This is a genomic window from Synechococcus sp. CS-603, from assembly GCF_977929215.1.
The window spans coordinates 1,149,599-1,162,166 of sequence record NZ_OZ376778.1 but is presented as its reverse complement, the minus strand read 5'-3'; the positions used below and the strand labels follow the sequence as shown (position 1 = coordinate 1,162,166).

17 protein-coding genes and 1 tRNA gene are annotated in these 12,568 nt (G+C 63.7%); 15 read left to right on the top strand and 3 right to left on the bottom strand.

What is annotated here, in order from left to right; all coding sequences use genetic code 11:
* Positions 1 to 538 precede the first annotated feature (538 nt).
* A complete protein-coding gene (locus ACXMDM_RS06115) occupies positions 539 to 1,999 on the top strand; it encodes a glycoside hydrolase 100 family protein (protein WP_071801020.1) in 1,461 nt (486 codons plus the stop codon).
* Positions 2,000 to 2,109: 110 nt separating this feature from the next.
* Here the strand turns inward: ACXMDM_RS06115 and petD are convergent, their stop codons facing one another.
* Both petD and petB read right to left on the bottom strand, forming a co-directional pair.
* Positions 2,110 to 2,592, bottom strand: coding sequence for a cytochrome b6-f complex subunit IV (petD, locus tag ACXMDM_RS06110; protein WP_071801019.1), 483 nt, complete (start codon positions 2,590 to 2,592; stop codon positions 2,110 to 2,112).
* Positions 2,593 to 2,666: 74 nt separating this feature from the next.
* Positions 2,667 to 3,341 carry a cytochrome b6 gene (gene petB, locus ACXMDM_RS06105; protein ID WP_071801018.1) on the bottom strand — a complete coding sequence of 225 codons (675 nt, stop codon included), beginning with the start codon at positions 3,339 to 3,341 and terminating at the stop codon, positions 2,667 to 2,669.
* A gap of 99 nt (positions 3,342 to 3,440) precedes the next feature.
* Here petB and ctpZ point away from each other — a divergent pair, with 99 nt between their 5' ends.
* From ctpZ to ACXMDM_RS06035, 14 genes are all read left to right on the top strand, one after another.
* Entirely contained in the window at positions 3,441 to 4,619 is a 1,179-nt protein-coding gene (gene ctpZ, locus ACXMDM_RS06100; RefSeq protein ID WP_071802166.1) for a carboxyl-terminal processing protease CtpZ, read from the top strand.
* Positions 4,616 to 5,887, top strand: coding sequence for an HD domain-containing protein (locus ACXMDM_RS06095; protein WP_071801017.1), 1,272 nt, complete (start codon positions 4,616 to 4,618; stop codon positions 5,885 to 5,887). Before ctpZ ends, ACXMDM_RS06095 begins: the two co-directional genes overlap by 4 nt.
* 23 nt (positions 5,888 to 5,910) lie before the next feature.
* The gene (locus ACXMDM_RS06090; protein ID WP_071801016.1) at positions 5,911 to 6,639 is read left to right on the top strand and encodes a septum site-determining protein MinC; all 729 of its coding nucleotides are present in this window, start codon (positions 5,911 to 5,913) and stop codon (positions 6,637 to 6,639) included.
* A 19-nt stretch (positions 6,640 to 6,658) separates the two neighbouring features.
* Positions 6,659 to 7,477: a septum site-determining protein MinD gene (gene minD / locus ACXMDM_RS06085; protein ID WP_071801015.1), complete on the top strand. Its 819-nt coding sequence runs from the start codon at positions 6,659 to 6,661 to the stop codon at positions 7,475 to 7,477.
* Positions 7,478 to 7,483: 6 nt separating this feature from the next.
* Positions 7,484 to 7,840: a cell division topological specificity factor MinE gene (gene minE, locus ACXMDM_RS06080; RefSeq protein ID WP_071801014.1), complete on the top strand. Its 357-nt coding sequence runs from the start codon at positions 7,484 to 7,486 to the stop codon at positions 7,838 to 7,840.
* 63 nt (positions 7,841 to 7,903) lie between these two features.
* Positions 7,904 to 8,146, top strand: a complete 243-nt coding sequence (locus ACXMDM_RS06075) for a response regulator transcription factor (protein WP_083544497.1) — start codon at positions 7,904 to 7,906, stop codon at positions 8,144 to 8,146.
* An 11-nt stretch (positions 8,147 to 8,157) separates the two neighbouring features.
* Positions 8,158 to 8,229: transfer RNA gene (locus ACXMDM_RS06070), tRNA-Thr, on the top strand.
* Positions 8,230 to 8,281: 52 nt separating this feature from the next.
* On the top strand, positions 8,282 to 8,653 hold the full coding sequence (locus ACXMDM_RS06065; protein ID WP_186437618.1) for a cation:proton antiporter subunit C: 372 nt from the start codon (positions 8,282 to 8,284) through the stop codon (positions 8,651 to 8,653).
* Positions 8,650 to 10,149: a proton-conducting transporter transmembrane domain-containing protein gene (locus tag ACXMDM_RS06060; RefSeq protein WP_071801013.1), complete on the top strand. Its 1,500-nt coding sequence runs from the start codon at positions 8,650 to 8,652 to the stop codon at positions 10,147 to 10,149. The genes ACXMDM_RS06065 and ACXMDM_RS06060 overlap by 4 nt, the downstream gene beginning before the upstream one ends.
* A 67-nt stretch (positions 10,150 to 10,216) precedes the next feature.
* Positions 10,217 to 10,624 (top strand): cation:proton antiporter, encoded by a 408-nt coding sequence (locus ACXMDM_RS06055; protein ID WP_145536773.1) that lies wholly within the window; start codon positions 10,217 to 10,219, stop codon positions 10,622 to 10,624.
* The gene (locus ACXMDM_RS06050; RefSeq protein WP_370454109.1) at positions 10,621 to 10,872 is read left to right on the top strand and encodes a hypothetical protein; all 252 of its coding nucleotides are present in this window, start codon (positions 10,621 to 10,623) and stop codon (positions 10,870 to 10,872) included. Before ACXMDM_RS06055 ends, ACXMDM_RS06050 begins: the two co-directional genes overlap by 4 nt.
* Complete coding sequence (locus ACXMDM_RS06045; RefSeq protein WP_233831303.1) at positions 10,872 to 11,174, top strand: monovalent cation/H(+) antiporter subunit G; 303 nt, start codon at positions 10,872 to 10,874, stop codon at positions 11,172 to 11,174. Before ACXMDM_RS06050 ends, ACXMDM_RS06045 begins: the two co-directional genes overlap by 1 nt.
* Complete coding sequence (locus ACXMDM_RS06040; RefSeq protein WP_071801011.1) at positions 11,171 to 11,725, top strand: hydrogenase subunit MbhD domain-containing protein; 555 nt, start codon at positions 11,171 to 11,173, stop codon at positions 11,723 to 11,725. Before ACXMDM_RS06045 ends, ACXMDM_RS06040 begins: the two co-directional genes overlap by 4 nt.
* Positions 11,722 to 12,378: a Na(+)/H(+) antiporter subunit B gene (locus ACXMDM_RS06035; RefSeq protein ID WP_071801010.1), complete on the top strand. Its 657-nt coding sequence runs from the start codon at positions 11,722 to 11,724 to the stop codon at positions 12,376 to 12,378. The genes ACXMDM_RS06040 and ACXMDM_RS06035 overlap by 4 nt, the downstream gene beginning before the upstream one ends.
* Positions 12,379 to 12,403: 25 nt before the next feature.
* Here the strand turns inward: ACXMDM_RS06035 and ACXMDM_RS06030 are convergent, their stop codons facing one another.
* Entirely contained in the window at positions 12,404 to 12,562 is a 159-nt protein-coding gene (locus ACXMDM_RS06030; RefSeq protein ID WP_162922865.1) for a hypothetical protein, read from the bottom strand.
* Positions 12,563 to 12,568: the final 6 nt, after the last annotated feature.

The window sequence follows — 12,568 nt, the reverse complement described above, 5'->3', positions numbered from 1 at the left end:
TGCAGCAACAACCAGCGCATCAATGACTTTCCAAATCACTCAGATCCGGTCGCAGTCTTCTCTATTGGAACTTTTCATCGCCTGCAACACCCGTGAAAGCGCTACTGGCAACATCCCAACAAACAAGCTGCTTGTTTCTTTTTGACGGGACCTCACACCTTTGCTGCTCGTTCGTTAAAACCCCAGCCTGCTAACCGTAAATTCACGTCGCTTTCGCTTCGCTCACTCACGCTCACAAGCCAAGACCTCAACGCAGCAAAAGCGTCGGTTCCTAAACTTTTCTTTTGTCCAGGTGCGTCGCTCCGCCCTCTCAGGCTCACGACTCGGCGGTCTCTCAACCGCTTTTGAAACCTACAGCATCGTTGGCTTGCGCCTTCTCCTCTGTTCGGTTCTGCAGCACTCGCCTCGCGGCTCCTGCGCAGTCCAAAAATGTAGCACAGGTTCTGCCAAGCCTTTTCTCTGCCACTCCATTGGTGGTCACCAGGCCTGCCCTTCCTAGGATTGAGGCGTTTCAAACCAGGCGTCAGGGGAGCTCAGGTTGCCGATCAACTTCAGCCAGGAACGCCTCCGGGTCAGGCCAAGCTCCAAGGAAGAGGCCGTCGTCAACAAGGCCCGCCAACAGTTCGAACGCACCCTTGTGACGGTGCAAGGCCAGTTGGTGGGATCGGTGGCGGCACTGGAGCATCCACGCAGCAGCATCGCCCTCAACTACGGCGAAGTTTTCCTGCGGGACAACGTTCCGGTGATGGTGTATCTGATCCTGCAAAGACGCTTTGACATCGTTCGTCACTTTCTCAGCGTCTGCCTGGATCTGCAGAGCAGCACCTACCAGACCCGTGGGGTGTTCCCCACCAGTTTCACCGAACAGGACGGCAGCCTGATTGCTGACTACGGCCAGCGGTCGATCGGCAGGATCACCTCTGTGGATGCCAGTCTCTGGTGGCCCATCCTCTGCTGGCTCTACGTGCGACGCAGCAAGGACTGGGACTTCGCGGCCAGCCAGAAGGTGCAGCGAGGTGTTCAGCTGCTGCTTGATCTGGTGCTGCATCCAAGCTTTGAAGGCACACCTGTGCTCTTCGTGCCCGACTGCGCCTTCATGATTGATCGGCCGATGGATGTCTGGGGAGCGCCGCTGGAAGTGGAGGTGCTGCTCTACGGCTGCCTCAAGAGCTGTTGCCAGCTGATGGAACTGGGGCAGAAGAACAACAGAAGCCGGCTGCTTGAGCAACGGCTGGGCCTGACGCGCCAGTGGATCCACAACCTGCGCTCCTTCCTGCTCAAGCACTACTGGGTCACCAGCAAGACCATGCAGGTACTGCGGCGCAGGCCCACCGAGCAGTACGGCGATCAGCAGCACCAAAACGAGTTCAACGTTCAACCCCAGGTGATCCCGGATTGGCTGCAGGACTGGCTGGAGAACCGGGGTGGCTACCTGATCGGCAATATGCGCACCGGACGACCCGATTTCCGCTTCTACAGCCTGGGCAATTCACTCGCCTGCCTGTTCGGCCTGCTGACCTCCCCCCAGCAGAGGGCCCTGTTCCGGTTGGTCAGTCACAACCGCTCTGAATTGATGGCCCAGATGCCGATGCGGATCTGTCATCCCCCCATGGATGCTGCGGATTGGGCGAACAAGACCGGCTCCGACCCCAAGAACTGGCCGTGGAGTTACCACAACGGGGGCCACTGGCCCAGTCTGCTCTGGTTCTACGGCAGCGCGATCCTTCTGCATGAACAGCTCTACCCCGAGGCCGACGTCCTGCTGATGGGGCAGACCAAGGCCATGCTGGAAGAGTGTTACTGGTCACACCTGAACCAATTGCCCAGGCAGCAATGGGCCGAGTACTTTGATGGCCCCACCGGCACCTGGGTGGGCCAACAGTCGCGCACCTACCAGACCTGGACGATTGTTGGCTTCCTGCTGTTGCATCACCTGCTGCGGGTCAAGCCCCAGGACGTGACGGCCCTCAACATTGATGCTCCCCCTGACCTCAGCTGAGGCTGGGTGAGCAGACGAGCGCTTGAGTGACACACAAAAAAAAACTGCGGCTACCGCCGCAGTTTTGATCAGGGCCAATGGTTGGTCCGAGTTGATCAGGCCACCCGGTCTCAGAACAGGCCCAGGGTCAGCGATTTGTCGATCGGCATGGCAGCACCGATGCCGAGATAGATCGTGAAGACCGTTCCAAACAGGAAAGCGGCCATGGCCACGGGGCGGCGGAACGGATTCTGGAACTTGTTGAAGCTCTCAATGAAGGGGATCAACATCAAGCCAAGAGGAACCATTGTTTGCAGGGCGATGCCAAGCAACTTGTTGGGAACCACCCGCAGGATCTGGAATACCGGGTAGAGGTACCACTCGGGGAGAATCTCCAACGGGGTGGCAAAGGGATCGGCCTGATCACCCAGCATGGCGGGATCCAGAACGGCCAGACCGACCACACAGGCGATCGTGCCGAGGATCACGACAGGGAAGATATAGAGGAGGTCGTTCGGCCAGGCTGGCTCCCCGTAGTAGTTGTGCCCCATGCCCTTGGCGAGCTTGGCGCGCAGGCTGGGGTCGCTGAGGTCGGGCTTCTTGAGAATGTGCATGACAGAACCCAGGGCGGTGGAAGGGGACGACGGTTGAAGCAGAGGCTAATGGGTCAGACCAGAAGCGAATGGAATCACAACGGACCTGAAATACCCTGCTTGCGGATCATCAGGAAGTGCAGAAGCATGAACACGGCCAAGAGCCAGGGCATCACAAAGGTGTGAAGGCTGTAGAAGCGCGTGAGGGTGGACTGACCAACACTTTCACCGCCGCGAAGCAACTCCACCATGAAATCGCCAACCACTGGAACGGCAGCTGGAACTCCCGAGACGATCTTGACGGCCCAGTAACCGACCTGATCCCAAGGAAGTGAATAACCAGTGACTCCGAAAGCCACCGTGATCACAGCCATAACCACACCGGTGATCCAGGTGAGCTCACGGGGACGCTTGAAGCCGCCGGTGAGATACACGCGAAACACGTGCAGGATCAGCATCAGCACCATCATGCTGGCGCTCCAACGGTGAACCGAACGGATCAACCAACCGAAACTCACGTCCGTCATCAAATACTGAACGGAGGTGTAGGCCTCGGCGACGGTGGGCTTGTAGTAAAATGTCATCGCAAATCCAGTGGAGAACTGGATCAGGAAACAAACCAACGTGATGCCGCCAAGACAATAAAAGATATTGACGTGGGGCGGCACATACTTGGACGAGATATCGTCTGCGATCGCCTGGAGCTCCAGGCGTTCCTCGAACCAGTCATAAACCGGAGAAGATTGGCCGGCAGGAGACGAATTCGCCATGCAATGGATGGAGGCGGTGGGTTGGCAGAGTCTACCGATGCGCGTGCGACGCCCGTGATCCTGCGGCGAGGTTGGTTGCCACGGGCTCTGGCCCTGCTCATGGCCGTGGCCATCTGGGTTCCAGCGGGCCCAGCCCTCGCCCTGAGCGACACCCAGCAACTGGTGGTGGAAGCCTGGAGGCTGGTCAATCAGAGCTACGTGGACCCCGATCGCTTCGAGGCGATTCGCTGGCGCCAACTGCGGCAGAAAGCACTGGAGCAACCGATCGAGACCAGTGCCGCCGCCTACGACGCCATCGCCTCCATGCTCGCGCCGCTTGGCGATCCCTACACCCGGCTGTTGCGGCCGGTCGATTACCAGGTGCTGCGCTCCAGCACCGAAGGCAGCCTCAGCGGCATTGGCCTCCAGCTCGGCCTCAGCCCAGACGGGGAGAGGATCCTGGCAATCACACCAATAGAAGGGTCGCCGGCCGCGCTGGCGGGCATCGTGACGGGCAGCCAGATCCTTGAGGTCGAAGGGCAGTCAGCAGCTGCCCTGGGGCTCGAGGCCACAGCCGGCCGGCTGCGCGGGGCCGCCGGAACCAAAGTGGAACTTCTACTGCTCACTCCAGAGGGCAGCCAGCAGGCTTTGGTGCTGGAGCGCCGTGAGCTGGACCTGCAACCGGTGCGCAGTCGGGAACTGGAGTGGCAGGGCCACCGCCTTGGCTACCTACGCATCAACCAGTTCAGTGAACCGGTGCCAGGGCAGGTCAAAGAAGCATTGACGCGCTGGTCCGCCGCTGGAATCGAAGGGCTGATCCTGGATCTACGCAACGATTCCGGTGGGCTGGTCGAGTCGGGGCTGGCCGTGGCCGATGGCTTGCTCGACGGGGAGCCGGTGGTGGAAACCATGGATCGCCAGGGGCTCAGGGAACAGATCCGCACCTCCCCGGGCCTGTGGTTCGCCGGACCGATGGTCACCCTGGTGAATGGCGGAACCGCCAGCGCCAGCGAGATCCTGGCTGGGGCCCTTCAAGACGATGGCCGCTCCCTGTTGCTGGGCAGCCGTACCTTCGGCAAAGGTCTGATCCAGACCTTGATCGGCCTGGGTGACGGCAGCGGGCTTGCCGTTACCGTGGCGCGCTACGTGACGCCGAGCGGCCGGGACATCCAGAACCTCGGCATCGCCCCCGATCGTCTTTTGGCCGAGCCGGAGCCACTCAACCCCGGCGGCACTGATGACACCTGGCTGGAGGAGGCCCAGCAGCAGCTCGTGGACCTGCTGGATCCAAGGCCATGACCAGCCGCACGTATCACGACCCCTTGCACGGGGCCATTCGCCTGGATCGCTCCCTGCCGGCCGAAGCCCTGGTGATGGACCTGGTCGAAACGGTGCCCTTTCAGCGGCTGCGGCGCATCCGCCAACTCGGACCAGCCTTCCTGACCTTCCATGGCGCCGAATCCAGCCGCTTCACCCACAGCCTCGGTGTGCTGCATCTGGCGCGCCGAGCCCTGGCTGGGCTGAGCCGCCAACAACCCGATCTGGCCAGACACCAAGGAGTGCTCTATGCCGCCGCCCTTCTGCATGATCTCGGCCACGCTCCGCTCAGCCACTCCGGTGAGGAGATGTTTGGGCTGCGCCATGAGCAATGGTCAGCGCGGCTGGTACGCGAGGACCCAGCCCTACGGGACCGGCTGGAGGCCTTTGAACCCGGCACGGCCAGAGCGGTGGCCGACCTGCTCGAAAGCGGCCGGCACAACTGCGCCGCCGTGGCCGCCCTGGTCAGCAGTCAGCTCGACTGCGACCGGCTCGACTACTTGCTGCGGGACAGCCACAGCACCGGGACCTGCTACGGCCAGCTGGATCTCGAGCGGATCCTGGCGGCGCTCTGCATGGCCCCCGACGGCAGCCTGGCGCTCCACCCCAAGGGTCTGATGGCCGTGGAGCATTACCTGGTGGTGCGCAATCTGATGTACAGGAGCGTCTACAACCACCGCTTGAACGTGGTCTGCAACTGGCTGTTGAACCAGGCGATCGCCACCGCCCGGGCCCTTGGGCCAGGACTAGTTTTCGCCGACCCGGTGATGGCCCGCTGGCTCTGGCATCCCGAGGCCATCGACCTGCCCACCTTTTTAGGCAACGACGACATCCGCACCGGCTATCACCTGATGCGCTGGCGGCAGGAAGGACCCGAAGCCCTGCGCACCTTCAGCCGGCGCCTGCTCGACCGCCAACTGCTCAAGGCCATGGATGTGGGACGGCTGGACCGTGGCGGCCAACTGCAGCTTCTTGCCAAGGCCCAGCGCCTGAGCACGGCCGCCGGCCTGGATCCAGCCCTCTGCTGCGCCCTGCACCAGCGCCAGAGCCAGGGCTACCACCCCTATAAAGGTGGCCTGAGGCTGTGGGATGGCGAATCACTCCGGGCTCTGGAGACCAGCTCCAACCTGGTGGCCAGCCTGACTGAACCCGTCGAACTGGCCTGGTTGATCCACCCGGCTGAAGTTGGCGTCGCCCTCAAGCGCGAAGAGCGAGACCTGAGAGCCGGCGAATCCGGGCATCCTGCCTAAATTGGTCGCCTTCGGATGGGGCGATGGCTGCGCTTTTTCTTGCGGCGGCACGGCCGGGCCTGTCCCATCACCTGCTGCTGCCGGAGTGGACGCGTCAGTCGGGCGCTGTAGACGACGTGCTGCGCCACGACCTGGAGCAGCACTCCCCCCCCGGCGGGGCCGTGATCTTGCATGCCAACCACTGGCGGCTCACCCTTCCCGAGCTGCAGGCCTTGCGGCAACGGCTGCAGCGGCAAGGCCTGACCCTGATCGGCGTGGAATGCAGAAATACTGAAACCCTGGTGGCGGCGGCGGCCCTGGGGGTCACCGCCAGCGCAGGAGCAGATCTCACGCCCACAACGCCGCCAGTAGCAACAGCTTCGTCTTCGCCGGCAGAACCATCGCCACAGCCAGTAATCCCGCCTGACCCGCTGACCATCCATCGCGGCACACTGCGCTCCGGCGATCACCTCCAGGTGGAGGGATCGCTGCTGGTGCTCGGTGATGTGAATCCGGGCGCGCGGGCAAGCGCCGCCGGACACGTGCTGGTCTGGGGCCGGTTGCGGGGCATTGCCCACGCCGGCTGCCTGGGCGATGGCAGCGCCCGGATCGTTGCTCTGGAGCTGCGCCCGCTGCAACTGCGGATCGCCGCCGCCGTGGCCAGAGGCCCCAGTGATCCCCCTCCCGCCGGCCTGAGCGAGGAGGCCCGTCTGGTCGATGGCGTGATCCGCATCGATCCAGCCCAGGCGACCTGGCCGCTGGGCTTAGCCTGACCCCACCCCTGGCAGCGCCGTGACAACCGCTTTGAGCCGCACGATCCTGATCTGCTCTGGAAAAGGTGGGGTCGGCAAGACCACCCTGACCGCCAATCTGGGCATCGCCCTGGCTAAGCAGGGTGCCAGCACCGCTGTGCTGGACGCCGACTTCGGCCTGCGCAACCTGGATTTGCTGCTGGGCCTGGAAAACCGCATCGTGTACACCGCCCAGGAGGTGCTGGCCGAGAGCTGCCGGCTGGAGCAGGCCCTGGTCAAACACAAGCAGGAGCCCAAGCTCTCGCTGCTGCCAGCCGGCAATCCGCGCATGCTCGAGTGGCTTACCCCCGACGACATGAAAAAGATCGTCGGGATGCTGGAGGAACGCTTCGAGTTCGTGTTGATCGACTGCCCGGCCGGCATCGAAGATGGCTTCAAAAACGCGGCGGCCGCGGCCAAGGAAGCCCTCGTGGTCACCACACCGGAAGTGTCAGCGGTGCGCGACGCCGACCGGGTGATTGGCCTGCTCCAGACCCGAGACATCCAACCGATCCAGCTGGTTCTCAACCGCGTGCGACCGAAAATGATGGTCAATCAGGAGATGCTGGCGGTCAGCGATGTCACCGACATCCTGGCCCTGCCCCTGGTCGGTCTCGTGCTCGAAGACGAACAGGTGATCGTCTCGACCAACCGGGGTGAGCCGCTCACCTTGAACGGCAGCCGATCTCCCGCTGGCCTGGCTTACACGAACGTGGCCCGGCGGCTGCGGGGCGAGGACGTGCCGATCATCGACCCCAGCAAGGAGTCGCAGGGCTTTCGCGCCAGGCTCAGCCGGCTGATGCAAACCAAGATCTTCTGAGCCACGATGACCCTGCGCGATTTCATCGACAGATTGCTGGGCCGTCAGACCGCCAGCGCCACCACCGCCCGCCAGCGGCTTCAGCTGGTGCTTGCCCACGACCGCAGCGATCTCAACCCCGAGTTGCTTGAGCAGATGCGGCGCGAGATTCTCGAAGTGGTCTCGCGGTATGTGGAGATCGACCTTGAGGAAGTGGATGTGAGCCTGGAAACCGAGGAACGGGTGACGGCCCTGGTGGCCAACCTGCCGATCAAGCGGGCCCGCCCCACGCCACTGGAGGCTGCTGAAGCCAAGCCCGATCCTGAGTCCAAGGCCGAAGCGGCCACTGACACTCCGACTGACACGGCGACTGCTTCGGCCTGAGCCGGCCCGGCTGACCAGCCGCTGCGGCCGTGGGAACCCTGGAGCCAGTTGCCCGCTTCGCCGATGCCTTCGCTCCTCCCCAGCCTGGTGACCAGCCCGACCGAGCTTGTCAGCACTGCAGAGCGCGTCAGCCCCGCCGAGCAAAGGGTGCTGGAGCATCTGCGCCAGGGGCTCAGCAACAAGGCCATCGCCGCGGTGCTCGTTCTCAGCCACCGCACGGTGGAGAGCCATGTCTCCAGCCTGCTGGCCAAGACCGGCTGCGGCAACCGCAGCCAGCTGCTGCTTTGGGCTCTGGGCGAGCGATAAGCTGGCGCCTTGCCGGCTTAGCTCAGTGGTAGAGCAGCGCTTTTGTAAAGCGAAGGCCATCGGTTCAAATCCGTTAGCCGGCTTCCTTGACCAGGAATCGCGCGCGACTCCCCACCAGCACCACTGCTCTTTGCCATGCCTGCCTTTTCCCTGCCACTGCTGCTCGAAGCGTTCCTGTTGCTGACCGTGCTGGCAGGCTTCTTGGGGCTCTTGCTGCGCCGCAACCTGTTTCTCAAGCTGCTGGCCATGGACGTGATGTCGACCGGGGTGATCGGCTTTTTCGTCTTGCTGGCGGCCCGTCGTGGTTTGTATACCCCGATTCTCGAAACCCTTCCAGATCGCACAGCCGACGCGGCCTATGCCGATCCGATCCCCCAGGCCGTGATCCTCACGGCAATCGTGATCGGTTTCTCGACCCAGGCCCTAATGCTGGTGGCGATTTCCCAGCTCTCCCGACGCGAGCCCACCCTCCAAGTCGGCGCGATGGAGGAGATCAGCACCGAATGACCACCCCCGCCATCATCTGGTTGGTGTTGCCATTTCTGATGGCCTTCACCGGGGCCCTGCTGCCGGGCATTGAGACAACCCTGGCCCTGATTGTCGCCATCGCAACCGTGCTGGCCGGCTTGTTCGGCGCCATGGCCGCCGAACCTCTCAGCCTGCAGCTGGTGGGCCCCTACGGCATTGCACTGCTCATGGATCGGTTCGTCGCCCCGTTCCTGCTCCTCAATGGGCTGGTCACCGCGGCGGTGTTGCTGGACCGGAGAAGCCGCCCCCGGGCAGGCACCTTCGTGCTGGTGCTGCTCGTGCTCCATGGCGGCGTGAACTCCGCCCTGGTCTGCCAAGACCTGATCAGCCTTTACGTGGCCCTCGAAGTGGTGGGTCTGGCCTCCTTCCTGCTGATCGTCGGCCCCCAGAGCGCCAAGAGCCTCTGGATCGGCCTGCGTTATCTGCTGGTGGGCAACACCGCGATGCTGCTGTTCCTGATCGGAACCGCGCAGGTGTACCGCAGCAGCGGCTCCTTCCGGCTGATCGATCTGGCCGGTGCCTCCAGCACGGCGATGGCCCTGATCCTGGTGGGGCTGCTGACCAAGGCCGGGCTGTTTGTGTCAGGTCTGTGGCTGCCGCGCACCCATGCCGAGTCGCCAGCGGAGGTCTCCGCCATGCTCTCCGGGGTGGTTGTGACCGCCGGCGCCTGCCCGCTCGTGCGGGCCACGACCCTGGTCGAGCCACTCGCCCCCCTGGTGCTGGGGATCGGACTGGCCAGTGCCTGCTTCGGGGTTGGCCTTGCCCTGATCGAAACCGATGCCAAACGGATGTTGGCCTGGAGCACGCTCTCCCAGATGGGCCTGGCGGTGCTGGTGCCCGCTGTGGCCGGCTTCTACGCCCTCAGCCATGGTCTGGCCAAGGCCAGCCTCTTTTTGTTGAGTCGCCATTTCCCAAGCCGGCGGCTTGAGATCTGGACCCAGAACCCTTTGCCGCTGCAGGTCTGGTTCCCCCTGCAACTGGCGGCGCTATCGATCGCCGGCTGTCCCCTGCTGGTGGGGTTCCTCGCCAAGGAAAGTCTGCTCAAACAATTGCCAGGCCCCAGTGGCCTGCTGGTCACCAGCCTGGCGGTGGGCACGGCGGCGGTCTACGCCAGGCTCTGGGGGTGGCCCCTGCTAGGCCAACGTGATCAAGGGTCCAGTGATCAAGGATCCAGTGATCAAGGCTCGAAAGCGCCCGGTTGGCGGGCCTCCGGCGGAGTGCTGCTGTTGAGCCTTGCTCTGCTTTTGGCGGTGGGGCTCGGACCGGCTGGACCGAGCTGGGAGGGGTTTCTGTTGGTGGCGCCAGGGGCCGCCAGCTTGAAGGCCCTCGCCATCTTGGCCGCTGGCTGGCTGCTGCACCAACTCCTGCAGACCGTGCGACCACTGCTGAAGATGCCCAATCTCGAGCGGCTCGACGACCTTCTGGGCGGCCTGGCTGTGGTGGGGACGGCTTTAATTGTGATAATGGTCCGATGAAAACAGCCCTCCGAATGGAACTCTGGAGAGCTGGGACGACCCAATTGACGCTTGAGGAGGCCCGACGATGCGAGCGATGAAGCTCTGGGTGTTCTGGCTGCTGACCATCGGTTTCCGGCTGGGCATTTGGTTGTTGCTCACATCTGACACAAGCCAGTTCAACCTGTTCGTAGGGCTGCTGCTGGCCGTGGCCCTGCCCCGCTCCCGGGCCATCGCGGTAGCACCGGGGCTAGTGCTGGGCCTGGTCTGGAAGGTGATCATGGCCCTGCCCGAAGCCTATGGGGAGGCGATTCAGATGCTCAGCCGACACCATGGCCGTGAACGGCTGGCGATCGTGCCGGGCTCCGGCTCCCGCTCCTCGTTGGTGGTGTTTCTGGAGGTGTTTCTGATCACGCTTACCCCCCTGACAATCGCCCTGGGCAGGCTTCCCGATGGCTCGTACCAGGTTCACCGGCTCGAGAGAGGGAATCCGTGATTGGTGTTCTGGTGTCAGCGATGGTGCTGGCGTTGCTGCTGCCGGTGTTGATGACCTGCCGTACCACCGACCTCTGGCATCGACTGGCCGCTTTCGCGAGCATCTCCACCAAGATGGCGATCCTGCTGCTGGTGTTCTCGGTGTTCCGCGACGACTGGATGATCGGCGTGGTCGGCGTGATCGTGCTCAGCGTCGGCAATGCCGGGGTGATGCTGCTCGCCAACCTGCTGCGGGAGGTGGAGGCTTGATCACCCTGCCCACCCTGGTCACGCTGATCAGTGACTTGCTGCTCTTGTTCGGACTGGTCTTCTGGCTGTGGGGCACCTGGCCACTGCTTGGACGGGCCAGCTACCTCGCCAAGCTCCACAGCCTCTCGATCTCCGACACCCTGGGATCGGCCTTGATCGTGGTGGGCTTGCTGCTCAAGCTGCCGCGTGAGTGGCCCCTGCTCAGCCTGGCCCTGCTCAGCCTGGTGGTCTGGAACACCCTGTTCGGCTACGTGCTGGCGGTGTGCTCGCTGAGCAGGCCTGCGACAGGCCGGCCGGAATGATCACGGGTCTTGGCCTGCTGGTGCCGATCACAGCCCTGCTGCCCCTGACGGCGATCCTGCTGGTCAACCAGCGCAGCCCGTACCAGACCCTGGTGCTGCGGGGCGTTCTCGGGGCGATCGCCACCCTCGTGTATGCGCTGCTGGGCGCCGCCGATGTGGCCCTGACCGAAGCCCTGGTGGGCACCTTGCTCTCCACCACCCTCTATGCCATCGCCCTGCGCTCCTCGATGGTCTTTCGCCTCGAACTCAAGGCAGGGGTCGAGCTGGCACCCGAGCGGCGCGAGCTGCTGGAACGTTGGCTGCAGCAGGCCTTTTTGCGCCTTGAGGTGATCTCGCCTGCCAAGAACGCCCAAGCGGCTTCCCCAACCAAAGAGAAGCCCGTATTGACTGACCCTGCTGGGCTACCTGTTCATGGTTGGTTGCTCAGCGCTGACCAGCTCTCCATCGCCTCGCCTTGGCTGAGCAATCAGCTTCAGGGTCTCGCCGGAGCCCAGCTCTGGCAACGCGCTGGCGGCCTGATCGCCACAGGGGCAGGGGTGGCGAACGGATGACGATCCTCTACCTGATCAGCGCGGCCGCCCTCTGCCTGGCGCCACTGTTCGACCTGGTACGCCAGTCGCCCACCCCGGGCTTAGTCGCCGGGATCGCCCTGGCGGCCGGCGTGCCGAACACGGTGTCCGGCATCATTTTCGACATCCGCCTCTACGACACCGTCGGTGAAGTGATCGTGTTCACCCTCGCCTCGATCGGGGTGAAGTCGTCGCTCTCTGGAGAGACGCCAGCCACACGGATCCGTGGGGTCAAGGATGGACCCTCGATCGTGCTCTGCCAGCTCGGAGCCATGGTGAGCGCCCTGGTGGCCGTGGAACTGGCCCTGCGCGGTCACCTTTCGCCGGGCGGCGGCTTTGCCGCCGGCGTCGCCGGTGGCACCGCGATCGGCCTGTTGGTGATCAGTGGCTCCGCCGCCGCGACCGAGGCCCTCTACAGCCGTTACCGGGCCGACATCTGGGAAAAGGTGGCGGTAATTGGCTTTGTGGTGCTCTCGTCGTTCAGCCTGATCGGCCTGGGGCTACCTTCCGGGCCATTCGGCAGCCTCGTCAGTGGGGGCTGGATCCCCTGGCTGAACGTGCTGGTGGCCCTCAAGGTGACCCTGGGCTCCTGGGCGATTCTGCAACTGTTCGTTCGCTACAGGGGTTTGCTCTGAGCAGAGAATTCCTCTGAGCAGGGACTCAGTGCCGCTTACCGGCCAGTAGCCAGGCCGCTGCCAGCACGGGCAGCCAGATCAGGCCACGCAACTCGAACAACGGGGTGCCCCACTGCATCAGCGGCTCCATCACCGCATGGAAGAAGCTGAAAATCACCACGATCGCCAGGCTGAGCAGAAGCATCGGCAG

What these genes read in the sequence shown, in the direction of transcription:
- petD (WP_071801019.1), bottom strand. Translation starts at nt 2,592, where the DNA reads ATGCACATTCTCAAGAAGCCCGACCTCAGCGACCCCAGCCTGCGCGCC.
- petB (WP_071801018.1), bottom strand. Translation starts at nt 3,341, where the DNA reads ATGGCGAATTCGTCTCCTGCCGGCCAATCTTCTCCGGTTTATGACTGG.
- ctpZ (WP_071802166.1), top strand. Translation starts at nt 3,441, where the DNA reads ATGGCCGTGGCCATCTGGGTTCCAGCGGGCCCAGCCCTCGCCCTGAGC.
- ACXMDM_RS06095 (WP_071801017.1), top strand. Translation starts at nt 4,616, where the DNA reads ATGACCAGCCGCACGTATCACGACCCCTTGCACGGGGCCATTCGCCTG.
- ACXMDM_RS06090 (WP_071801016.1), top strand. Translation starts at nt 5,911, where the DNA reads ATGGCTGCGCTTTTTCTTGCGGCGGCACGGCCGGGCCTGTCCCATCAC.
- minE (WP_071801014.1), top strand. Translation starts at nt 7,484, where the DNA reads ATGACCCTGCGCGATTTCATCGACAGATTGCTGGGCCGTCAGACCGCC.
- ACXMDM_RS06075 (WP_083544497.1), top strand. Translation starts at nt 7,904, where the DNA reads ATGCCTTCGCTCCTCCCCAGCCTGGTGACCAGCCCGACCGAGCTTGTC.
- ACXMDM_RS06065 (WP_186437618.1), top strand. Translation starts at nt 8,282, where the DNA reads ATGCCTGCCTTTTCCCTGCCACTGCTGCTCGAAGCGTTCCTGTTGCTG.
- ACXMDM_RS06060 (WP_071801013.1), top strand. Translation starts at nt 8,650, where the DNA reads ATGACCACCCCCGCCATCATCTGGTTGGTGTTGCCATTTCTGATGGCC.
- ACXMDM_RS06055 (WP_145536773.1), top strand. Translation starts at nt 10,217, where the DNA reads ATGCGAGCGATGAAGCTCTGGGTGTTCTGGCTGCTGACCATCGGTTTC.
- ACXMDM_RS06040 (WP_071801011.1), top strand. Translation starts at nt 11,171, where the DNA reads ATGATCACGGGTCTTGGCCTGCTGGTGCCGATCACAGCCCTGCTGCCC.
- ACXMDM_RS06035 (WP_071801010.1), top strand. Translation starts at nt 11,722, where the DNA reads ATGACGATCCTCTACCTGATCAGCGCGGCCGCCCTCTGCCTGGCGCCA.
- ACXMDM_RS06030 (WP_162922865.1), bottom strand. Translation starts at nt 12,562, where the DNA reads ATGCTTCTGCTCAGCCTGGCGATCGTGGTGATTTTCAGCTTCTTCCAT.